Origin of the sequence: Desemzia incerta, assembly GCF_900115825.1 — a bacterium.
Classification (GTDB): domain Bacteria; phylum Bacillota; class Bacilli; order Lactobacillales; family Carnobacteriaceae; genus Desemzia; species Desemzia incerta.
In genome coordinates this window covers 47,677-68,796 of record NZ_FOXW01000009.1, presented here as the reverse complement: position 1 = coordinate 68,796, position 21,120 = coordinate 47,677, and the positions used below count along the sequence as shown (strand labels likewise).

At 39.2% G+C, this 21,120-nt stretch carries 21 protein-coding genes and 1 other RNA gene; 21 read left to right on the top strand and 1 reads right to left on the bottom strand.

The window, feature by feature from the left end; all coding sequences use genetic code 11:
• Positions 1-136: 136 nt before the first annotated feature.
• The 20 genes from BM137_RS10455 (at position 137) to adhE (ending at position 19,666) form a co-directional block, all read left to right on the top strand.
• Entirely contained in the window at positions 137-832 is a 696-nt protein-coding gene (locus BM137_RS10455) for a Crp/Fnr family transcriptional regulator (RefSeq protein ID WP_177192565.1), read from the top strand.
• 186 nt (positions 833-1,018) lie between these two features.
• A complete protein-coding gene (locus tag BM137_RS10450; RefSeq protein WP_092481113.1) occupies positions 1,019-1,765 on the top strand; it encodes an ABC transporter ATP-binding protein in 747 nt (248 codons plus the stop codon).
• The gene (locus BM137_RS10445) at positions 1,765-3,435 is read left to right on the top strand and encodes a hypothetical protein (protein ID WP_092481112.1); all 1,671 of its coding nucleotides are present in this window, start codon (positions 1,765-1,767) and stop codon (positions 3,433-3,435) included. Before BM137_RS10450 ends, BM137_RS10445 begins: the two co-directional genes overlap by 1 nt.
• A gap of 314 nt (positions 3,436-3,749) precedes the next feature.
• Positions 3,750-4,631, top strand: a complete 882-nt coding sequence (locus tag BM137_RS10440; RefSeq protein ID WP_092481111.1) for a transporter substrate-binding domain-containing protein — start codon at positions 3,750-3,752, stop codon at positions 4,629-4,631.
• Positions 4,632-4,648: 17 nt separating this feature from the next.
• Complete coding sequence (locus tag BM137_RS10435) at positions 4,649-5,335, top strand: amino acid ABC transporter permease (protein ID WP_092481110.1); 687 nt, start codon at positions 4,649-4,651, stop codon at positions 5,333-5,335.
• Between the two features lie 83 nt (positions 5,336-5,418).
• Positions 5,419-5,517: signal recognition particle sRNA small type (gene ffs / locus BM137_RS10430), an RNA gene on the top strand.
• A gap of 405 nt (positions 5,518-5,922) precedes the next feature.
• Positions 5,923-7,767 (top strand): DNA polymerase III subunit gamma/tau, encoded by a 1,845-nt coding sequence (dnaX, locus tag BM137_RS10425; protein ID WP_092481109.1) that lies wholly within the window; start codon positions 5,923-5,925, stop codon positions 7,765-7,767.
• 21 nt (positions 7,768-7,788) lie between these two features.
• The gene (locus BM137_RS10420; RefSeq protein ID WP_092481108.1) at positions 7,789-8,109 is read left to right on the top strand and encodes a YbaB/EbfC family nucleoid-associated protein; all 321 of its coding nucleotides are present in this window, start codon (positions 7,789-7,791) and stop codon (positions 8,107-8,109) included.
• Positions 8,110-8,200: 91 nt separating this feature from the next.
• Positions 8,201-8,797 carry a recombination mediator RecR gene (gene recR, locus BM137_RS10415; protein WP_092481107.1) on the top strand — a complete coding sequence of 199 codons (597 nt, stop codon included), beginning with the start codon at positions 8,201-8,203 and terminating at the stop codon, positions 8,795-8,797.
• A 334-nt stretch (positions 8,798-9,131) separates the two neighbouring features.
• Positions 9,132-9,371, top strand: a complete 240-nt coding sequence (locus BM137_RS10410; protein WP_092481106.1) for a YaaL family protein — start codon at positions 9,132-9,134, stop codon at positions 9,369-9,371.
• Between the two features lie 30 nt (positions 9,372-9,401).
• On the top strand, positions 9,402-10,844 hold the full coding sequence (locus tag BM137_RS10405; RefSeq protein ID WP_092481105.1) for an aminotransferase class I/II-fold pyridoxal phosphate-dependent enzyme: 1,443 nt from the start codon (positions 9,402-9,404) through the stop codon (positions 10,842-10,844).
• A 61-nt stretch (positions 10,845-10,905) separates the two neighbouring features.
• Positions 10,906-11,547, top strand: coding sequence for a dTMP kinase (gene tmk / locus BM137_RS10400; protein WP_092481104.1), 642 nt, complete (start codon positions 10,906-10,908; stop codon positions 11,545-11,547).
• A gap of 22 nt (positions 11,548-11,569) precedes the next feature.
• Positions 11,570-11,899, top strand: coding sequence for a cyclic-di-AMP receptor (locus BM137_RS10395; RefSeq protein WP_092481103.1), 330 nt, complete (start codon positions 11,570-11,572; stop codon positions 11,897-11,899).
• A 60-nt stretch (positions 11,900-11,959) separates the two neighbouring features.
• The gene (holB, locus tag BM137_RS10390; RefSeq protein WP_092481102.1) at positions 11,960-12,967 is read left to right on the top strand and encodes a DNA polymerase III subunit delta'; all 1,008 of its coding nucleotides are present in this window, start codon (positions 11,960-11,962) and stop codon (positions 12,965-12,967) included.
• A 41-nt stretch (positions 12,968-13,008) separates the two neighbouring features.
• Complete coding sequence (locus tag BM137_RS10385; RefSeq protein ID WP_092481133.1) at positions 13,009-13,356, top strand: DNA replication initiation control protein YabA; 348 nt, start codon at positions 13,009-13,011, stop codon at positions 13,354-13,356.
• 361 nt (positions 13,357-13,717) lie between these two features.
• Positions 13,718-14,701, top strand: coding sequence for an NAD(P)H-quinone oxidoreductase (locus tag BM137_RS10380; RefSeq protein ID WP_092481101.1), 984 nt, complete (start codon positions 13,718-13,720; stop codon positions 14,699-14,701).
• Positions 14,702-14,785: 84 nt separating this feature from the next.
• Positions 14,786-15,544, top strand: coding sequence for a tRNA1(Val) (adenine(37)-N6)-methyltransferase (locus BM137_RS10375; protein ID WP_092481100.1), 759 nt, complete (start codon positions 14,786-14,788; stop codon positions 15,542-15,544).
• A complete protein-coding gene (locus tag BM137_RS10370) occupies positions 15,525-15,887 on the top strand; it encodes a GIY-YIG nuclease family protein (protein ID WP_092481099.1) in 363 nt (120 codons plus the stop codon). The genes BM137_RS10375 and BM137_RS10370 overlap by 20 nt, the downstream gene beginning before the upstream one ends.
• Positions 15,865-16,746 carry a 16S rRNA (cytidine(1402)-2'-O)-methyltransferase gene (rsmI, locus tag BM137_RS10365; protein ID WP_092481098.1) on the top strand — a complete coding sequence of 294 codons (882 nt, stop codon included), beginning with the start codon at positions 15,865-15,867 and terminating at the stop codon, positions 16,744-16,746. Before BM137_RS10370 ends, rsmI begins: the two co-directional genes overlap by 23 nt.
• A gap of 319 nt (positions 16,747-17,065) precedes the next feature.
• Complete coding sequence (adhE, locus tag BM137_RS10360; protein WP_092481097.1) at positions 17,066-19,666, top strand: bifunctional acetaldehyde-CoA/alcohol dehydrogenase; 2,601 nt, start codon at positions 17,066-17,068, stop codon at positions 19,664-19,666.
• Between the two features lie 63 nt (positions 19,667-19,729).
• On the opposite strand, the gene mscL is transcribed toward adhE, so the two are convergent.
• Positions 19,730-20,143 (bottom strand): large conductance mechanosensitive channel protein MscL, encoded by a 414-nt coding sequence (gene mscL, locus BM137_RS10355; RefSeq protein ID WP_092481096.1) that lies wholly within the window; start codon positions 20,141-20,143, stop codon positions 19,730-19,732.
• A 397-nt stretch (positions 20,144-20,540) separates the two neighbouring features.
• On the opposite strand from mscL, the gene BM137_RS10350 reads away from it, so the two are divergent.
• Positions 20,541-21,098, top strand: coding sequence for a Dps family protein (locus tag BM137_RS10350; RefSeq protein WP_092481095.1), 558 nt, complete (start codon positions 20,541-20,543; stop codon positions 21,096-21,098).
• Positions 21,099-21,120: the final 22 nt, after the last annotated feature.

Genomic DNA, 21,120 nt, shown 5'->3' with positions numbered 1-21,120 from the left:
GTTGTTTGGTGTGAGTCTTTTTGAGCAAAAAAACTTGATGAGCGTCAATTCTTTCAAATGTTTTTTCCTCTACAATAAAGGCATCTCAATAAAGATAGCTTGAGAAGAAGGAAAGGAAGCGAAGCGAATGACTTCAATAGAAAAACATAACCATGATCACAGTTTAGAATCTCATAAAGCGTGTGTCTCTTTAGTCCCTATTTTCAAGCATCTAGACGAGGAACAATTAGATGAAATCATGGCGGCAACTCGTTCTGTTTCATTTGAAAAAGGTGAAATCATTTATCGAGAAGGAGATGAAGCAGATTCTCTTTATATTATCCATAAAGGGAAAGTCCGCATTTATCGATTGACAGAAGCAGGAAAAGAACAGCTGGTCCGCTTATTGAATCCAGGAGATTTTACAGGAGAAACCGCTTTGTTTACAGACTCTGTTCACGAATCGTACGCTGAGGCTATGATGGAAACGAAAGTTTGTGTGATTCAACGGTCAGTATTGCAAGGATTTCTATTGAAGTTTCCAAGTATCTCGTTAAAAATCTTGCAGGAATTTTCGAATCGTTTAAATACTTCAGAAACACAAACGACTCGTTTTTCCAGTGAAACAGTGGAAACGAGAATTGCTCTTTTCCTTACTGAGCAAATGGATCAGAAAAATGACCGCAACATAGTCTATTTGCCGATGAGTAAAAAAGATTTAGCTTCTTATTTAGGGACGACTCCTGAGACGATCAGTCGAAAGTTTGCAGAACTGGAAGCTAAAGGGCTGATCCGCCAAAAAAGCACCAGACAAATTGAAATTTTAGAGGTAGATGAATTATTGCTGGTTTAATAAGAAGAGCCTTAATTTCCAAGTTAAGAGAAATGAATTTAACTTGAAAATAGGGGCTTTTTTTACACAACTAAACTTGTTAAAGAATTGAGTGAAATATCTGAAACCCACTCAATTATTTACATGAGTTTGTTATACTGGTTAATGAAACAAAGACTATTTTTATTTTTGGGGGAGACTACATAAATGATTGAATTCAAGCAAGTGAGTAAAGTTTATGGGACTAAGCAAGCATTGAGGGATGTTTCGTTTACCATACAACCGGGAGAAATATTTGGATTGATTGGACACAACGGAGCTGGGAAATCGACCGCAATCAAATCTTTAGTCAGCATCATCAATCCGACTCGAGGAGAAATATGGGTCGATGGAGAGAAATTGGACCAAAACCGACTAGAAATTAAGAAAAAGATAGGCTATGTACCTGATTCTCCAGATATGTTTCTTCGATTGTCGGCAACAGAATATTGGAACTTGATGGCTTCAGCTTATGAATTATCTGATGAAGAAATGACTCAACGACTAACCTATTTATTGGATTTATTTGATATGAAAGAGAATCAGTACGGAATCATTAGTTCTTTTTCTCATGGGATGAGACAAAAAACATTTATAATCGGAGCTATATTATCTAATCCTGATATTTGGATATTAGACGAGCCGATGACTGGACTAGATCCGCAAGCGGCATTTGATTTGAAAGAAATGATGAAAGAACATGCTGCAAAAGGTAAAATCGTGTTATTTTCGACACATGCTCTAGAAGTAGCGCAACAGATCTGTAATCACATCGCGATCCTTAAAAAAGGAGAGATCCTTTATGATGGAACGATTGAAGACTTGCAAGCTGAGAATGAAAATCAATCTCTAGAAAGCATTTATCTGAAAATGGCTGGAAGAGAAGCTCAAAGTGCAACAGGGGGCGTCGAATAATGAGGTGGAAACTAGTTGGTGAATTGACCAAAGTGAATCTTCTGTACGCCAATCCACAAATGATCGAGAAAAAGCGGAACAAAGAAGCTGAAACGGGAAAACCGTCTAAAGTGTCGGCTTATAAAAGTGTTTTAGGTCAAAATTTGTTGATGTTCGTCATTTTTTTCTTTTTATTTTTTGTCACGATGTCTATTGGAATCAACTACGCCGATTACCCGGGATTGTTTACTATCAATGTGCTTGTCTTTTTGATGATGTCTTTTTTACAGTCTTTTCTGATCGTGTACAACTTGTTCTATGAATCCAAAGACTTAGAGTATTATTTGCCGCTGCCTTTTAAGTCAAGCGAGATATTTGCCGCTAAGCTTTCAGTATTAGCGTTAATGATTTCGCCCTACTTGGTACCTGTACTAGGATTGTTCGTTTTACTTGGATTAAGCACAGAAAATAGTTACGTGCTGTCTCTCCTTGGAGCAGTAGTAATGTTTCTTTTGTTGATGGCGATATTAGTGCTTGTTTCCTTCTTGCTTGTCCACTTTATGACCAGCTTAGCTGTTTTTCGAAAGAACAAGAATGTCGTTTCCGCTGTTCTTTACACAGTATCCAGCATTGGGATGATCGTAGCGGTTTTGTTCATAACAAATAATCCATTAGGTGCGGATACGACTCTTCCTGGGCAATTGATACCAGATAGTAAAGCTATTCCATTTATCGAAAGTTTTTATACATTACTGGTTTATCCTTCTCAATTTGAAGGTTGGCTGGGATTAGCTGGATGGCTTTTAGTATTGATCGTTTTATCTGGAATTGTGTATAAATGGGTCGTTCCTAATTTCTATGGCAAACAAAAAGATTCAGCTGAAAATGAAACACAAGAGCAAACAGAACAGCCCTTCCAAAATAAAAGACAAGTCATTAGCGGTCGAGTCAAGAACGCTAAGCCGGAATCTGTCAATCGTATTCTGTGGAAATACAATGCGGGATTGATACAAGACGGGACATTGATCATGCAATTTATCAGTTCAAAGATTTTGTTCCCGGTATTGTTATTGGGCCCTACCTTATGGGGCGGATTAGACTTAAGTTCTATACCGCTTGATTATTGGGGAGTATTTTTCTTTGGCGGATTCATTTATGCCTTCTTGACATTGAATAGTATTTCGATCGTAGGGGTTATCATTTCATTGGACAGAGAAAATTTTCTTTATATGAAATCACTGCCTTTTTCAATGAAGCGTTATTTAAAGCAAAAACTATGGTTTGCTTACGCGGTAGAGTTGATTATTCCATTTGTGCTAGGAGTCATTTTCATGGTACTTATCAAACTACCTATCCTTCTAGGATTGTTGCTGTTGTTAGGTCTTGTGATAGGAACATATGCTTTATGCCTGTTCTACTTTGTACGCGACCATAAAAAGTTGTACATTGATTGGCAGAATCTGACGGAATTGTTCAATCGAGGCGGTGGGAATTTCATTCAAGTCATCAGTATCATGGGGTCGATTTTCATCGGTGTGATTTTAGTTGCGCTGCTGTCGTTCTTGGTAACTGCACTTCCTCCAATTGGCCGATTAGCCGTTTCTGTTCTGGCGGTTTTAGTGCCTATTGCAGTGAGTGCGAGCGTCATAAAATGGTACAACAAACAATTCTGGCCGCAATTTAAAGAATAAAAAAAATGAAACTGTTTTTCTATCATTAATCAACAGATAGAAAAGCAGTTTTTTCATGCGCAAAAACAATCATTAAAACAGGGAAAGGCACAAGAAATATAGAGGTGATTGATACAGATTCCAATCCTGTTTCGACATCTAAATAAACAATATTGCATTTTTTGACGTTGTTCGAAAAGTTTGTTTTCACGGTTTTTAAAGGCTTTACATTTTTTTGGTAAGATCATAAAATGTGTTTTTTTTACGTCCTATTGACGACAGAAATACACACTGTTACTATTTGGGAGGCGACTAAAAAGAAGAGGGGATAAAAAATGAAAAAGAAACTGATTTGGGCAACGGCTTTACTGGTGTGCGCGATGCTGTTTGTTTCAGCTTGCGGGACTAAAGAAACAACAGAGGAAGAACAAAAAGATGTAACAGAAAAGTTGGTTTCAAGAGATTGGGAAGTTATTAAAGAAGAGGGAACTTTAAAAGTAGCTACATCAGGGACGTACTTCCCTAATTCGTACCATGATGAAGAGTCAAATGAGCTGACTGGTTTTGAAGTAGAGATTTTACGAGAAATAGCCAATCGTTTAGGGTTGGAAGTTGAGTTTACTGAAATGGGAGTAGACGGCATGCTGACTTCTTTAAACAGTGAACAAATTGACATTGCTGCTCTTGGAATCGATCGAGACGGAGAAAACGCGGATAAATACAACTTTACGATTCCGTATAAATATTCTTTTGGATCTATGGTCGTTAGAGAAGAGGACAATTCTGGTATCGAAAAACTGGAAGATTTAAAAGGGAAAAAAGCAGCTGGAGCAGCAACAACTTCTTATATGAAAGTAGCAGAAAAATTTGGAGCTGAACTGGTCATCTATGATAATGCGACAAATGACCAATATTTGTGGGATGTAGCGAATGGCCGTACAGATGTCGTTTTGAATGACTATTATGGTCAACTAATGGCAACAGAAGCATTACCCGAAATACCAGTTAAAGTTCATGACGTTTTTTATAATCCTAGTGAAACGAATTATGCGATCAAATTAGGAAATGATGAATTCACTAAACAAATCAATGCACAATTAGAAGCGATGCATGATGATGGAACATTAAGTGAAATTTCTAAACAGTTTTACAATGGGGAAGATGTGACTGTTCAAAAAGATTATGAATTCCAAGAGATAGACGTTTCTGAAGAATAAGGAGCTGGCAATAAAACATGTCTGATATACAATGGCAATATATCTTTGATCCGCAACTCGCTCTAGAGAGTATACCGTTTTTACTAAAAGGATTGCCTTATACATTGGGCATTGCTTTAGTCAGTACTATTTTCGGGATCGTTATTGGATTTATAGTAGCTCTCATGCGGATATCGCCTGTTCGACCATTAGAGTGGCTGGCTAGGTTTTATATCTCATTCATGAGAGGGACACCGGCGTTGGTTTTGTTGTTCTTGCTGTACTTTGGACTGCCGTTTATAGGCGTTCAATTTGATGCAGTAACAGCAGCCGTTATAGGGTTCAGTATCAACTCAGCGGCGTATGTTGCTGAAACGATCAGGTCTGCATTGTCTTCAGTGGATCACGGACAATGGGAAGCTGCGTATGCTTTAGGATTAAAGAAGTCGTTTATCATGCGCAAAGTCATTATTCCACAAGCAGCGCGAATCGCTATCCCGCCTTTAAGCAATGTCATGCTGGACATTATCAAAGGAACATCTTTGGCAGCGATGATCACTGTTCCTGAGATGTTTCAAAATGCTAAGATTGTTGGGGGACGCGAATTTGATTACATGACAATGTATATCTTGGTAGCCGTTATGTATTGGATCGTGTGCAGTCTCTTTGGAGTGTTGCAAGAGTACTTGGAAAAACGAACTTCCGTGTATGTTGAAACAAGATAAAGGCAACTCAAAAGACGGATCACAAAAAATCTTTTGAAAAAGGGTAGATATAACTTCTAATATCTAGTATAATAAGAATTGCCGAAAGGCCATATAGCAATGGTGGACTTATGAATCGTGTCAGGTCTGGAAGGAAGCAGCACTAAGTTTGCTTCACCATGTGCTGTATGTTACATAGAATAATTATTTTATCAAAATGATATTATAACATAGCACTAACCTACACCAGTCGTTTATTCGACTGGTTTTATTTTGTTCTAAGCCAGTTGATTCTTTTAACATCATGTTTGTAAGGTGCACAAAAGGCCATGAAGGGACAGGTTCCTTAGCTCATGGATGTTTAGTAAACAAAAGGCGGCCATGAGCAGGTTGTTTGAACCGCTAATGGTTGTCTATTAGTTATTTTCGGCCATGAGTGGATAAATCAACAGGTTCATAGCCGAAAACATAAAGTTCGCTCCTCTATAGATTGAAACGAAATCACCACAATCAATTAAGCAAAAAACAATCTCTAGGACGGTTTAAATTTGATAGGATTTACCGTATAATAGTAACTAGTACAGTGGTTAAAGGAAGGGAGAAGCAAGATGAGTTATCAAGCACTTTATCGAGTCTGGCGGCCTCAACGATTTCAAGATATTGCAGGGCAAACCGCTATTACTCAAACGTTAAGAAATGCTTTGATTCAAGAAAAGACGAGTCATGCTTATCTTTTTACTGGCCCTCGTGGTACGGGGAAAACAAGTGCGGCAAAAATTTTTGCTAAAGCGATCAACTGCCCTAATCGAGAAGATGGTGAGCCGTGTAATGTTTGCGAAATTTGTACAGCTATTACTACAGGCCAACTAAATGATGTAATCGAGATTGATGCGGCCAGCAATAACGGGGTCGAAGAAATTCGTGATATCAGAGACAAAGCGAAATATGCTCCAACGAGTGCAGACTATAAAGTCTACATCATTGATGAGGTGCATATGCTTTCTACTGGCGCATTCAACGCGTTGTTAAAAACGTTAGAAGAACCGCCTGAAAATGTCATTTTCATTTTAGCCACTACAGAGCCTCACAAAATTCCGTTGACAATCATTTCTCGTACGCAACGATTTGATTTTAAACGCATTTCTGTCAGAGATATTTGTAACCGGATGGAATACATTTTACAACAAGAGAAAATTGCGTTTGAAGAAGATTCATTAAAAGTAATTGCCAGAGCTGCAGAAGGTGGTATGCGAGATGCGTTGAGTATCTTGGACCAAGCGATTTCTTTTGGTGATAATCTAGTCACGATGGAACATGCGATGGCGGTTACCGGAAGTTTGACGCAAGAACGATTGATTGGTTATTTCAAAGCAATCATACAAAACGATACTGAAAAAGGGTTGTCCCTTGTCCAAGAGATTCTTGCAGAAGGAAAAGATGTGGCTCGCTTTGTAGAAGATCTTATTTTATTCAGCAGAGACATTCTAGTCTATCAACAAGCGCCTCAAAAAGCGGATTTGCTGGAGAGCGCTCATATTGATGACAAGTTTATAGAATTGAGCCAGCAAGTGCCTGTCCATACTTTGTATGAAGTGATTGCTACTCTAAACGAGACACAACGCGAAATGCGTTTGACAAGCCACGCTGACGTTTATATAGAAGTTGCAACCGTTAAGCTGACCCAATTCAAGTCAACGGCTCAAGCAACGGCTGTTTCCAATCAAATGCAACCGGAACAGACAGTGGAGAACGCTGGATCTCGCATGCAAGAATTGGAATCTGAATTAGCTCAAATGAAAAAGAAAATCCAAGAAGTCATTGCCAATGGAGCAGCTCAGCCAGCTGAAAAAGCTAAAGCTAAGCCGAAGTCTCCTCAAAAAGGGGCTTTCAAGCCGAATTCAGCAGCTATTTACAAAGTCTTGGAGGTAGCGACAAAAGACGATTTAGTACAGTTAAAAGACGTTTGGCCTGATTTGCTGAATATGCTGTCAGTTACGCAAAGAGCCGTCATGAAGGCTTCTACCCCTGTAGCAGCTAGTCCGAATGGTTTGATTGTTTCGTTTGAGTATGATATTTTGTGTCAAAAGGCTACAAATGATGCTGAGCTGATTGAAGCTGTGAGTGAATACTTAAGAAGATTGATAGGTCACTCTCCGCAAATGATCTGTGTGCCGGCTGAACAATGGCCTACAATTAGAAATACGTATATCAAGCAAAACAAAGATCGATTAAAAGCAAAAAAAGCTGCCCCCGCTGAAACTTCTCCTAAAGGAAACCAGAAAGAAGAGAGTTCTGCTCCTGAAGAAGTTACAGGAGATTGGGAAAGTTTGAATCAATTAATTCCGAGTGATGAAGAAGATTTGGAAGAAAAAGTGGATGAGAAAGATGATCCGCTTGTCAGCCAAGCGATGCAGTTATTCGGCTCGGATATTGTAGAAATCAAAAATGATTAGAAAAAGAGAGGAAGATTAAATATGCGCGGTGGAATGGGAAATATGCAAGGTATGATGAAAAAAATGCAAAAAATGCAAAAAGAAATGCAAGAAGCTCAAGAGGCGTTGAATGCTACTGAATTTGTGGGGACTGCAAATGGAGATTTAGTAACAGTAACCTTCACAGGAGACAAAAAAATGATAGCTATCAACATTGATCCAGAAGTGATCGATCCAGAAGATAGCGAAATTTTAGGCGACTTGATTTTGTTAGCAACCAATGATGCATTAGCTAAAATCGATGCTCAAACAGAAGCTTCAATGGGTAAATACACTAAAGGCTTAGGAATCCCTGGTCTTTAATCGTTAGACTAAATAGAAGAATGAATAGGGATGCCGATGCGGGATCCCTTTTTTAAAGGAATAAAAGGCTAAAAGCAGGAAGGAAATGGACATGCAATATCCTGAACCGATATCAAAATTAATGGATAGTTTTATGAAATTGCCGGGAATTGGTGCTAAGACAGCTGCTCGTTTGGCGTTCTATACTCTTTCCATGGACGAAGATGATGTAACTGATTTTGCAAAAGCGTTAATCAGTGCTAAACGTGATTTGCATTACTGTTCTATATGCGGGCACATCACTCAAGGCGATCCGTGTGAGATTTGCCAAGATAAAGCCCGAGACCGCAGTATGATTTTAGTTGTGGAAGATGCTAAAGACGTAATCTCAATTGAAAAAGTGAGAGACTACAATGGTTTGTATCATGTATTGCACGGTATTTTATCGCCGATAGAAGGAACAGGTCCAGAAGACATCAACATCCCTTCTTTACTAAAACGACTGCAATCAGATGAAGTCCAAGAAGTCATTTTAGCAACCAATGCAACAGCTGAAGGTGAAGCTACAGCCACTTATCTATCACGCTTGATCAAGCCAGCAGGCATCAAAGTAACCCGCTTGGCACACGGACTATCCGTCGGAAGCGACATCGAATACGCCGACGAAATCACCCTAATGAAAGCCGTAGAAGGACGCCGCGAAATCTAGAGAGAGCGGAGAAAGCCGTTTAAACTTTTGTAGAGTTCACTTTTGGCTTTTAGGTGGTGCTTTTTACCTGGCAGTAGGGATTGGCTTATAAACGTATAGGCTGCTTTTCGAAGCTCATTTAAGAGCAGAGAGCGCAGCATGGCGTTTAGATTTTCGTATATAAGAAGATTTTGACCAGTTAGGTGCTTTTCCTAACAGGGCAACATCAGCTTATATACGCGAAAGCTGCCATGTGAAGCTCGTTTTAGATAGAAAATGAAGCTCGCTCGTCATCCTTAAACCTAAGTCACCTACGTAGCATTGTCTCATGTACCATAAGAAAGTTGGAAGCAAAATGAAATGGAAGAAAAAATATCGGTTGCGCAGAGAATATGATGAATCTTTATTGCTTCTTATGACCAGATTGAGAGAAGACTGGGAGCATGCAAGAAAAATAGAAGAAACCTCTATTGAAACGGATGATTACTTATTTGCGCAAACAAAATTAGCTGAAGCGAAGTTCTTTTATTTGTTCAAAGAAGCGCGGTATCGAAAGATAAAAGGCGATTTGAGCGCATACAGCTCAAAAAAATAAGAATAAAACTAACTAAGGATGGTGAAAGTTGTGAAACGAAGCAAGAATGTTCAACAACAGCGCCGTCCTCTTTTTTGTGCACTCAACGATCACGTAAAAAAAGAAACAATGTCTTTTCATGTTCCAGGACATAAAAACGGTATGAATTGGCCGATGGATTCCGCTATGAAGCAAATGTTGCCATTCGACCAAACAGAAGTGACAGGATTGGACTATTTGCACGAACCAGAGGATGTGTTGAAAGAAAGTCAAGAATTATTGAGCAGCTTTTACGGTAGTAAAAAAAGTTACTATCTTGTCAACGGTTCAACAGTAGGAAATTTGGCCATGGTTATGGGGGCAACTTCCAAAGGAGATTGGGTATTGGTGGACAGAACGTGTCACCAGTCGATTATTCATGCTTTGGAGTTGGCAGGTGTCCGACCAGTATTTGTAACACCAGCTTATCAAACAGAAAAAAGAGAAGCAGTCGGAGTATCGTTGGAAAGTATAGAAGCAGCATTTGAAAAGTACCCAGAGATAAAAGCAGTCATCTTGACCTATCCCTCTTACAACGGCCAAGTATTTTCATTGGACAAAATTGCGAAATATGCTCATCAAAGAGGAGCGGTTGTTTTGGTGGACGAGGCGCATGGTGCACACTTTGTACTGGGAGATCCATTTCCAAAACAAGCCCTCAGTTTAGGGGCAGATATTGTGGTGCAGTCGGCTCATAAAATGTTGCCGGCCATGACCCAAACGGGCTACTTGCATATTCACCACGAAACCTCAGCAACAATCCAGCAAAAAGTCGAGCAGTACCTGCATATGCTGCAATCAAGCAGCCCGTCTTACGTGTTGATGCACAGTTTAGAATACGCACGCTTCTTTGCCTCTCAATTCGATGAAGAAGACCTGAAAGCAACACTTGCTTACCGTGATGATTGGATGGAAAGGTTTAAACAGTCAGGCTTGGTCTATTTACATAGTGACGATCCTTTGAAAGTCCGATTGTATTGGCCGGGACAAAGCGGCAATCAATTGTTGAGTGTATTGGAAGAACAAGGAATGTTTCCAGAAAAAAACGATGAAGACAGCGTTTTGCTGACTTTCCCTCTAGTGAAAAAAGACGACCAGTCTCTACAAAGAGTGGAGACAGTGAAACTGCCTAAAACTTCCTCAGAGATTTTGAATGACCATTCGGTTCACTTCAATATGGGACAATTTCCGTTGCTTTCAGAATTGGCGATTTCTTATGAACAACAGCAACAATTGTCGATCAAAAAAGTTCAGTTAGACAAAGCTGCTGGGAAGATTGCTGCTAGAAATATCGTTCCTTATCCTCCCGGAATACCTTTAGTGCTAAAAGGAGAAAAATGCACAAAAGAAACCGTTGAACAATTAAGCTTTTATCTGGAACAAAACATGCGTGTAGTTGGATTAAATGATCAATTGGAAATGGATTTTTTTTCAAACTTGCAGGAAATCGATTAGACTGAATCGTTGAGATACAGTATAATGATAAATAAGATAAAAGATTGAGGGGTTTTTGAAGTTGAAGGGAATTTTTATAACCATTGAAGGTCCAGATGGGGCCGGCAAAACGAGTGTCATAAAAGAGTTGCTTCCAAAATTGGAACAAACTTTGGGAGAACGTATTGTATCTACAAGAGAACCTGGTGGCAGTCGAATTGCTGAAAAAATTCGCGAATTGATTCTGGACCCTGAACATACAGAAATGGATATACGCACTGAAGCACTGCTGTATGCTGCGGGCAGAAGACAGCATTTAATGGAGAAAATCTTACCAGCTTTGGATCGTGGTGAAATCGTTTTATGTGATCGGTTCGTAGACAGTTCGTTGGCTTATCAAGGACATGCTCGCGGGATTGGAATGGAAGAAGTAGCTTCTATCAATCGTTTTGCGACAAATGACATTGAACCGGATTTTACACTTTATTTGGATATTGAAGCAAGTGTAGGATTGGAACGCATTCATAAAGGGAAAGCTGATCGTCAGTTTGACCGTTTAGACCAAGAAAAATTGGAGTTCCATGAAAAAGTACGTGAAGCTTATCTGAAATTAGCAGATGAACACACAGAACGCATCACACTGATTGATGCTGCTCAAGAGCTGGATGAAGTAGTGGATGAGTGCTATAAAATTATCGTGGAAAAATTGAAAAACAGAGTATAAGTGAAACAGGAGGGTGTTAAGGATGAAACTGATATTAGCGATTGTTCAAGACAAAGATGGAAACCGGTTATCAAACGAGTTTGTAGAAAGAGGTATTCGAGCTACGAAGTTATCTACAACAGGTGGATTTTTAAAAGCGGGAAATACGACTTTTATCGTAGGGGTAGAAGAAGAACGAGTGGATGAAGTGTTGGACGTTATTCGCGAAAATTGTTCTGCAAGAGAACAATACATGCTTCCTCCTACTAGTTTTGATGTTTCTCTTGAAACGAGTTTCCCTTATCCTGTTGAAGTTGAAGTCGGAGGCGCTACGGTTTTTGTTATGCCTGTCGAACAATTTGAACGTTTCTAACAACGAAATGAATTTAACAAATGAAATAAAAATTTCAGTACAGCAAGGTCGTGAAATCCAATCAAAAATAGAATAAATCGGCTTCAGCCTGTATTAATACAGCAATTTCAAAAAAACATGCAACACAATAAGTTGGCTCACGCTTATCTATTTGAAGGCGCACGAGGGACTGGTAAAAAAGAATTGGCTCTATGGGTCGCAGCGGGCATTTTTTGCGAACACAAAAATGAAGGTCTGCCGTGTACAACTTGCCAAAATTGTACACGAATATTGGAAGGACATCATCCTGATGTCGTGGAAGTGGAACCGAGCGGGCTGTCGATCAAAGTGGAACAAATACGCTACTTAAAGTCTGAATTCGGCAAACGTGGAGTGGAAGGAAACAAAAAAGTGTTCATTGTAACGGACGTTGAAAAAATGACGGCTGGAGCAGCGAATAGTCTATTGAAGTTTCTAGAAGAGCCCAACGGAAATGTGACAGCATTTCTGTTAACGACGGCTAAAAATCGTGTCTTGCCTACTATCTTATCCAGATGTCAGCTGATTCACTTTTCGCCTCTTCCAAAACCGGTACTGCAAGAAGAATTAGAGAACACTGGAGTTACCCCAAACCAAGCAGCGTTATTAGTCCACTTGACTAATGATGTAACAAAAGCTGTTGAGATGAGCCAAGATGAATGGTTTATAGATGCCCATCAATTGATATGGAAATGGTTTTTGAAAATAGCGAAAAAAGACAAACAAAGCTTTGTGTTTGTCCAAACGTCTATCATGAACCATTTCAAAGAACGTACTCACTATCAAATGGCTCTGGAGTTGCTATTGATTATTTATCGTGACGCTTTGAAGCTGGCTTTTGATGCTGATACTAAGCAGTTGGCTTTTCCTCGATACCGTCAGGAATTGACGCGATTTGCGGAGGATAAATCTTCAAGGATCATCGTTTCATCCTTGGAAGAAGTTTTAACCAGTCAAAAAAAATTAGAGAGTAATGTCAATGCGCAAGGCGTATTTGAACAGTTAGCTATTCGTTTGATGGACGAAAGAGCCCTTTTATCAAGAGAATAACTTATTTTGAAAGGAGATCAATGATAAGCGTGGGTGAGAAAATGGATAAAAAAGCATTGTTTGATAGTTTCAATCGTTTGGAAAATGATGCAGGCGAAACATTGAATCGAATTTCAGAATTAAAAGATGAAGTCGAAGCACTTGTTGAAGAAAATGCATCATTGAGAATCGAGAATCAACATTTAAGAGACCGTCTGACAGATTTGGAAAAACAGCAAGAAGATGCAAACAAAGAAGCAAGCGGAACGGAAATGTCAAAATCCCGACTGAATTTGGAAAAAATTTATGAAGATGGATTCCATGTCTGTAATGTGTTCTACGGCTCAAGAAGAGTCAACGATGAATCGTGCGCGTTTTGTTTGAACGTTATTTATGGTGAGCGTCGCTAATTTAAAACGTATTAGAATACTCAGACAATACCAGTCTAATGATTGGTAATGGATGGGTATTTTTTGTGGGTCAAATAAATGCTGCTAGAATCGCAAAAGACAAAGGAAACCATTTATCAGCCATGAGGATCTAGAATTGAGACCTCATGGCTAATATTGGATTCATTTCGGCCATGAGAGCGAGCGACAAACTCTTCATGGCCGAAAAGGCAGCAACGAACGGCCATGAGCACTAATGCATAACAACTCATGGCCGAAAAATAGAAATTCGCCCAGTTTTGAAGCTGTGGCATGCGAATAGATATCTAAAAAATGACGTGTTATAGTAAATAAACAAAAGGACCCAGAAAGGTGAGATAACATGAAAGCTGTTAGTATCAAACAACCAGGAAGTGCAGAGGAACTAGTGATTGAAGACCGTGAAAAACCTGTAGCTCGTGAAGGAGAGCTGCTAGTGAAAGTGGCTGCAAGTGCTATCAACAGAACAGACATTTTGAAACGAGAAAGCAACCAGCTGCAGCCTCCTTATCCTATCTTAGGTGTCGAAATGGCTGGGGTAGTGGAAGAAAACAACAGTGGAAATCCTGGTTTTGCTCCAGGAACTCGAGTAGCGAGTTTAGTCAATAATGGAAGTTATGCAGAGTATGTGACGATACCTGTGGAAAGAGCTATCGTGTTGCCAGATGAGTTTTCATTTGAAGAAGGGACGGCTATCCCTGAGGTATTCTTGACGGCGTACCAGACATTGTACTGGCTGGGTGAGTTAAAAGAAGGCGAAACGGTGCTGATTCATGCAGGCGGGAGCGGAGTAGGAACTGCTGCCATTCAACTAGCCAAAGTTTTGACAAAAGCAACCGTGATCACTACTGCCGGGTCGCAAGAAAAGTTGGATTTTTGCAAAAGCTTAGGGGCGGATGCAGCGATCAATTACAAAACAGAGGATTTTTCTGAACGCGTTGAAGAAGTGACTCAAGGCAGAGGAGTCGATTTGATTTTAGACTTTGTAGGGGCTTCTTATTGGGAGAAGAACTTCCGCTCGATTAAAGTGGATGGTCGTTGGATCGTCATTGGAACATTAGGCGGAGCAGTGATAAAAGAAATGAACTTGTGGGAATTGATGGGAAAAAGAATCACGCTTAAAGGAACTTTGCTGACTGCTAGAAGTGATGAATACAAAGCTGAATTGACAGCCGATTTTGTCAAAGATGCCTTGCCTCATTTCAAAAATAAGAAGATCCATCCGATCATAGACCGCGTGTTTCCATTTGAAGAAGTGCAAGAAGCACACCGCTATATGGAGTCCAATAAAAATATCGGGAAAATCATTCTATCTTTAGATAAATAACGCTGTGAAGGCAAAACTTCTATCAAATGGGATACCTTCATTATGCTATAATAAAAAAGTATAGTGTATGGAGGAAGTGTAAAAATGGATCAGTTATTACAAAACGACGAAAGGCTCGACCGATTGATCAGCCATGATTTAAGTATTATCCAAAGTCCATCAGTGTTTTCATTTTCACTTGATGCGATTTTACTAGCAGATTTTGCTCAAGTTCCTAAGCACCACAAAGGAAAAGTAGTGGATTTATGTGCAGGAAATGGCGTTATTGGGTTAATCCTTAGTCAAAAAACAAAGAGCCCAGTGATCGGAATCGAATTGCAAGAGCGATTGGCTAATATGGCTGAGCGCAGTATTCGCATGAATAATCTGCAAGATCAGGTGTCGGTAATTAAAGGAGCTATTGGAGATGTATCGAATTGGATACCCAAAGATACGGTGGATGTAGTGACGTGCAACCCACCTTATTTCGCAGCTACTGAGAAAAGTACGCGCAATCCGAATCAACATTTAGCGATCGCCCGTCATGAACTGCACACGAACTTGGAAGAAGTGATGGAAGTGACCAGCGGATTGCTGAAAATGAATGGCAAAGCTTATTTTGTCCATCGTCCGGATCGGTTGCTGGAGATTTTAGAAACGATGAAAGCTCATCGATTAGCACCGAAAAAACTACGGTTTGTGTATCCTAAAATTGGGAAAGAAGCCAATACGATTTTGATTGAAGGAATCAAAGATGGTAAAGATACTGGTTTTAGAGTGTTGCCTCCTTTGATCGTCTACAACGAAGAGAATGAATACTTGCCGGAAGTGAGTGCTATGTTATTTGGAAAAGAAAGTGATTAGCTACTTTTATGTATTGTTTTGTGCGGACGGAACATTTTATGGCGGTTATACAACCGATTTAAAGCGCCGAGAAGCTGAACACAATGCTGGAACAGGTGCTAAGTATACGAAGCCGAGTAACAGGCGTCCAGCAAAGATGATTTATGCTGAGGGCTTTTTTACTAGAAGCGAAGCCACAAAAGCAGAATACGCATTTAAGAAGCAAACCCGTAAAAAGAAAGAAAGCTATCTCATGCAACGAGGGGTGAAATTCCCGCTCGATACCCGGCAGGCATGCGTGGTGAACTTGGAAATGGTAGAAACTAAGGAGGAAACTGCACATGTTTCAGCAAAAGAGTTTTGAGGTTCAGTCCACAGGAACGTTGTATCTTGTTCCGACTCCAATCGGAAATTTAGAAGATATGACTTTTCGGGCGATTCGAACCTTAAACGAGGTAGACCTTATTGCCTCGGAAGACACGCGCAATACACAAAAGTTATTAAATCATTTTGAGATCAAGACAAGTCAAATCAGTTTCCATGAGCACAATTCTCAAGAAAGAATTGGGCAATTGATCGAACGTTTAGAAAATGGATCAGATATTGCTCAAGTGAGTGATGCTGGAATGCCTTCTATTAGCGATCCAGGCCATGATTTAGTAGTAGCTTGTATTGAGTCGGGAATCACAGTCGTGCCGCTTCCAGGAGCTAATGCAGCTCTTACAGCATTGATTGCTTCTGGACTCAGCCCACAGCCTTTTTATTTTTATGGATTTTTACCACGCAAAAAGAAAGACCAGATCGAAGCGCTAGAAGAATTGAACCAGCGTCCAGAGACGGTTATCTTATATGAGTCGCCGCATCGCTTAAAAGAGGTGTTGAAAAATATGGGAACCGTATTAGGTGACACTAGAAAAATCGTTTTGTGTCGTGAACTGACGAAACGTTATGAGGAATTTATTCGCGGAACCCTGAGTGAAGTACTTGAATGGGCTCAGACCTCAGAAATTCGCGGAGAGTTTTGTTTGATTGTAGAAGGCAATAGTGAAGGCTCTTTATTTCCTGAAGAAGATACAAGTTGGAACACATTGACGATACAAGAACACGTTCAACTAATGATGGAAGAACATAACTTGCGCAGTAAAGAAGCGATAAAAGAAGTAGCCAAAGTACGTGAACTGAAAAAACAAGAAGTGTATGCTGCTTATCATGAAATAGATTAGTAAAGAAAACAGGTATGAGCCTTTTAAGGCCCATACCTGTTTTGGTATAAATTTAGGACAAAAAATAAAAAATTCAAAAAAAAATATGCTCACAATGTAACAATGTTTTGAACTGTTTTTTGAACATTCAATTATGTACAACACATTAAATAGAAGTTTTTCCTTTCTTTTCAAACGAAAATGATTGAACAGACTGAAACAGGAAGAACGAATTTGTGATACAGATTCAAGTGAATTTAATCACAAAAATGCTTTACTTTCCGAAATTAGCGAGCTATAATCATATGTGAAAAACATAACAAGTTATGGAGGGAAAGTAATGTTAAAAGAAGTTGTAAAAGAAATGAAAAAGTCAGAAGTTACTGTAGAAGAAATGATTCAGAAATATACCAATAAAGCGAAGCATGCTTTGGTTGAATTGGAAGATTTCAATCAAGAGCAGATCGATCATATTGTTCATCAAATGGCGTTAGCTGGATTGAACGACCATATGCGCTTAGCAAAAATGGCTGTAGAAGAAACAAAAAGAGGGATTTACGAAGACAAATGTGTGAAAAATATGTTTGCGACAGAATCCATCTGGCATGACATTAAAAATGATAAAACAGTAGGGATCATCCAAGATGATGAACAAGCAGGCGTAATGACGATCGCTAGTCCAGTTGGTGTAGTTTGCGGAGTGACTCCAGTGACAAATCCAACTTCAACTACAATGTTTAAAGCATTGATTGCGGTTAAAACAAGAAATCCAATCATTTTTGCATTCCATCCAAGTGCGCAAAAATCATCTGCCGAAGTAGCTAAAGTGTTGTATGAAGCTGCAGTAAAGGCAGGCGCACCAAATAATATTATTCAATGGATCGAAACACCATCTTTAGAAGCGACTAATGGTTTGATGAACCATCCGGATATTGCCATCGTTTTAGCTACAGGTGGTTCAGGAATGGTCAAAGCAGCGTATTCAACAGGCAAGCCAGCTCTTGGGGTAGGACCGGGAAACGTTCCAAGTTATATTGAAAAGACAGCAAAAATCAAACGTGCTGTAAATGATGTCATTGTTTCTAAAACCTTTGATAATGGAATGATCTGTGCTTCTGAACAGGCAGTGATCGTCGACAAAGAAATTTACTCAGAGGTCCGTTTTGAATTTGAGGGTCAAGGTGTTTACTTCGTTTCTAAAAAAGAGTTGCCTTTATTGGAAGATGCAGTCATGACAATGGATAAAACAGCAGTTAATCCTGCTATTGTCGGACAGTCTGCAGACACGATTGCACAGCTTGCAGGCATCAAAGCTCCGAAAGGAACAAAAATACTGATGGCGGAGTTGGAAGGCGTAGGAAGCGATTATCCTTTATCCAGAGAAAAATTATCTCCTGTGTTAGCCATGTTAAAAGCAGAGACTACTGAACACGGATTTGAATTGTGCCAAAAAATGTTGGAGCTTGGCGGCTTAGGCCACTCCGCTGCTATTCATACAAAACGAATGGATCTTGCAGCAGAATTTGGTGAAAAAATGAAAGCAGGCCGGATCATCGTCAATTCGCCAACTGCTCAAGGCGGGATCGGGGATATTTATAATAATATGCTTCCATCATTGACACTTGGTTGCGGAAGTTACGGTCGTAACTCAGTTTCTACAAACGTTTCAGCAGTCAATTTGATCAATTTGAAAACAGTAGCTAAAAGGAGAAACAATATGCAATGGTTTAAATTGCCGCCAAAAATCTACTTCGAAAAAAATTCTGTTCAGTACTTACAGAAAATGCCGAATGTTAAACGCGCTTTTATTGTGTGTGATCCAGGAATGGTTGAATTCGGATATGCAGATATTGTGGAAAATGAATTGAACAAGCGTCAAGATTCAGTAGCTGTACGCATTTTTTCAGATGTTGAACCGAACCCTTCTATTGAAACGGTTGAACGCGGTACAGCAGCAATGAAAGAATTCCAACCAGATACGATCATTGCTTTAGGTGGCGGTTCAGCAATGGATGCTGCTAAAGGAATGTGGCTGTTCTACGAGCAACCAGAATCCAGCTTTAGCGGAGCGAAACAAAAATTCATGGACATCCGTAAGAGAACGTATAAGATTCCAGATCTCAAAAAAACGACCTTTGTTGCGATACCAACAACATCAGGTACAGGATCAGAAGTAACTCCATTTACAGTCATTACAGATAATGCCATCAATGTGAAATACCCATTAGCAGACTATGCTTTGACACCTGATGTAGCAATTATCGATTCCCAGTTTGTCATGACTGTGCCCAAATCAATCACAGCGGATACAGGTATGGATGTGTTGACCCACGCAATAGAGTCTTACGTATCTGTTATGGCAAGTGACTTTACAAAAGGTCTGAGCTTGCAAGCAATCAAATTGGTCTTTGAATACTTGGAAGAATCTTATGCTTATGGTACAGAAGAAGCAAGAGAAAAAATGCATAATGCTTCTACTTTAGCTGGTATGGCATTTGCAAATGCATTCCTAGGGATCAATCATTCGTTAGCTCATAAAATTGGTGCTGAATTTGAAATACCGCATGGTAGAGCAAATGCGATTCTTATGCCGCATGTCATTCGCTACAATGCATCAGCTCCAACGAAACATCAAATTTTTCCAAAATATGAGTACTTCAGAGCCGATGAAGACTATGCTGAGATTGCTCGTTACCTTGGATTAAAAGGAGAAACTACAGCTGATTTAGTAGAAGCATTGGTTCAAAGAATTTACGCACTTGGTAAAAAGTTGAATATCCAAATGAGCATGAAAGAGCAAGGTGTATCGAAAAACCAATTGGATAAAGCGGCAGATAGACTAGCAGAGTTGGCTTTTGAAGATCAATGTACGACGGCTAATCCAAAAGAACCGTTGATTGCTGAATTAAAAGAAATTTTATACGCCACTTACGAAGGTTAAAAAGGCACGAAAAAACACTTCTCTCTAAATTTAATTTTAGGGAGAAGTGTTTTGTTTTGCGCACTAGATAATATCATCTTTGGATTCATCTTTGGCAAGTAAATCGCGTATTTCTTTTAAGTATTGCTCAGCAGGTGGGACTTCAACTTCGATCTCTTCTTCATCCATTTGCTTCGTAAATTTATTCTGAGCATTATTGATGACTTTTACAAACAAAAAGATAACGAGTGCAATAATCAAGAAGTCAATCACTGAACTGATAAAAGCTCCATAAGTGAGTTCAACTCCAATAATTGTAAAAGATAAATTCGATAAATCTGAGCCACCAGTAAGAGCGCCAACAATAGGGCTGATAATGTTGTCTACTAGCGAAGTTACGATTGCTGTAAAAGCAGAACCAATCACAACCCCAATTGCTAAGTCTAAAACATTTCCTCTAAAAGCAAATTCTTTAAATTCTTGCATAAAATTTTTCATATTCTTTCACCCCCTTATTTACTTATTATAGTATTATATGGATTTAATTGACAGTGAAATGAGAGAGTGTAAAATATTTTGTGTTAATGAATAAAATCCATACAAAAAAGGAAGTCCCTTCTGTAGAATAAAATCAATGAATAGCGGAGAGAAAAAAGACGGGATTGATTGGTGTATGATGGAACCGGAGCGGATTTTTGATAACAGATAAATAAAAAGTGTAAGAATAGCAGGTAGAACTCTTGATGGAGTCTACTGGCTATTTTTTTCTTTTTCTTGATGCACGTCAATTATTTTACCGAAAATCTATCCTATACTAAATACAACAAAGAAAAAGGAGGCGCAAATCAAGGCTGAAAGGAATAAAAAATGAGATAAACCACAGGAGGAATGAATCATGGTAAAAAATAAAACAGCTCAAGAAAGATTGCAAGCAGAACAAGAACACAAGGAACATGTTCATCATACGAAAATTAATGCAGCGGCCATTGCGGATCATCTTTTAGGCAACATGCATACATTACATATGAAACTGCACCAATATCACTGGTATGTAAAAGGAGCCAATTTCTTTACGTTGCATGAAAAATTTGAAGAGTTGTATAACGAAAATGAAAAATGGTTCGACAAACTTGCGGAGCGTCTAATTACTTCTGGGCATAAACCTGCTTCGACAACGGTTGAATTTGAAAAATATTCGATGCTTTCGGAAGATGCAGTTAATAAATACGCTAAAGCAGAAGACATGGTTGAAAATATTATCGAGGACTTCAGAAGCACTCGTGACCTAACTATTCGCACGATTCGTTTAGCTCAAGACGAGGGTGACGATGCTTTAGAAGATACATTGATTGCTTTTAAAAATGACTTAGACAAGAACATTTGGATGCTGCAAGCGTTCATTGGTAAAGAAGCATTAGAAGATGATGACGCTCTTGATGAGGATGAAGATTAAGGTAAAAGTAGAAGCTGATTTA

Excerpts from the sequence above, each read along its gene's own strand:
- adhE (WP_092481097.1), top strand. The coding sequence starts at position 17,066 with ATGTTAAAAGAAGTTGTAAAAGAAATGAAAAAGTCAGAAGTTACTGTA.
- BM137_RS10375 (WP_092481100.1), top strand. The coding sequence starts at position 14,786 with ATGGATCAGTTATTACAAAACGACGAAAGGCTCGACCGATTGATCAGC.
- mscL (WP_092481096.1), bottom strand. The coding sequence starts at position 20,143 with ATGAAAAATTTTATGCAAGAATTTAAAGAATTTGCTTTTAGAGGAAAT.
- BM137_RS10440 (WP_092481111.1), top strand. The coding sequence starts at position 3,750 with ATGAAAAAGAAACTGATTTGGGCAACGGCTTTACTGGTGTGCGCGATG.
- BM137_RS10410 (WP_092481106.1), top strand. The coding sequence starts at position 9,132 with ATGAAATGGAAGAAAAAATATCGGTTGCGCAGAGAATATGATGAATCT.
- BM137_RS10395 (WP_092481103.1), top strand. The coding sequence starts at position 11,570 with ATGAAACTGATATTAGCGATTGTTCAAGACAAAGATGGAAACCGGTTA.
- BM137_RS10420 (WP_092481108.1), top strand. The coding sequence starts at position 7,789 with ATGCGCGGTGGAATGGGAAATATGCAAGGTATGATGAAAAAAATGCAA.
- BM137_RS10450 (WP_092481113.1), top strand. The coding sequence starts at position 1,019 with ATGATTGAATTCAAGCAAGTGAGTAAAGTTTATGGGACTAAGCAAGCA.
- BM137_RS10380 (WP_092481101.1), top strand. The coding sequence starts at position 13,718 with ATGAAAGCTGTTAGTATCAAACAACCAGGAAGTGCAGAGGAACTAGTG.
- BM137_RS10385 (WP_092481133.1), top strand. The coding sequence starts at position 13,009 with ATGGATAAAAAAGCATTGTTTGATAGTTTCAATCGTTTGGAAAATGAT.
- BM137_RS10435 (WP_092481110.1), top strand. The coding sequence starts at position 4,649 with ATGTCTGATATACAATGGCAATATATCTTTGATCCGCAACTCGCTCTA.
- recR (WP_092481107.1), top strand. The coding sequence starts at position 8,201 with ATGCAATATCCTGAACCGATATCAAAATTAATGGATAGTTTTATGAAA.
- BM137_RS10445 (WP_092481112.1), top strand. The coding sequence starts at position 1,765 with ATGAGGTGGAAACTAGTTGGTGAATTGACCAAAGTGAATCTTCTGTAC.
- dnaX (WP_092481109.1), top strand. The coding sequence starts at position 5,923 with ATGAGTTATCAAGCACTTTATCGAGTCTGGCGGCCTCAACGATTTCAA.
- BM137_RS10350 (WP_092481095.1), top strand. The coding sequence starts at position 20,541 with ATGGTAAAAAATAAAACAGCTCAAGAAAGATTGCAAGCAGAACAAGAA.
- rsmI (WP_092481098.1), top strand. The coding sequence starts at position 15,865 with ATGTTTCAGCAAAAGAGTTTTGAGGTTCAGTCCACAGGAACGTTGTAT.